This is a genomic window from Streptomyces doebereineriae (genome assembly GCF_031845645.1).
GTDB lineage: Bacteria > Actinomycetota > Actinomycetes > Streptomycetales > Streptomycetaceae > Streptomyces > Streptomyces canus.
In genome coordinates this window covers 1-588 of record NZ_JAVREZ010000090.1, presented here as the reverse complement: position 1 = coordinate 588, position 588 = coordinate 1, and the positions used below count along the sequence as shown (strand labels likewise).

Sequence of the window (588 nt, the reverse complement as noted above, 5' to 3'; positions counted from 1 at the left end):
CCGGAACTGCGGGAGTGAGATCTCGAGTTGGCCCACACTGCGCAGCGCCACGCCCACCAGATCTCGGGTTCCCACTTCGAATGCCGACAGTTCGTCGACAGGAGTTCGGGTCACCTCGTGCTGCGCCGCGCTGCCCATCCAGCGAGTATTCCATGTGAAGGGCCCTGGTGGTTGGGAGTCCTTTCCTCGGCATCGAATATTCGCGCTGCGTGCCAGTGCCCGTCAATTTTGGATACATCTGCGAGCAAAAAGGCGGTATCTCAAGGTGATTCGCTACCGTGCTGATGCGGGCGGATTCCGGCCCGGCACAATCTCGGCCATCGTCCAGCCGTCGCGCCCATACTGGGGACCGTGCGCCTGAAGTCATGGCCGGCGGCGGTGTGGCGATACGTTCGCAGCGCCCCGCTGACCTATGCGTGGCTGGCCGTCCTGCTGGTCACCACGATCATCCAGCGTCAGACGCATGGGCGGCAGCTGCACGACCTGTTGGTCGAGAGCTCGACGAACATCCACCACCTGGGGACCGACCCGCTCTACGTGCTGGTCACCAGCTTGTTCTGGATCGACGGCCGCTACTGGACGCCATAC

1 protein-coding gene is annotated in these 588 nt (G+C 63.3%); it reads left to right on the top strand.

The features are described from left to right. Positions 1–351: 351 nt before the first annotated feature. On the top strand, positions 352–588 hold a 237-nt coding region (locus RNB18_RS50845), incomplete at its 3' end, for a rhomboid-like protein (RefSeq protein ID WP_394817801.1).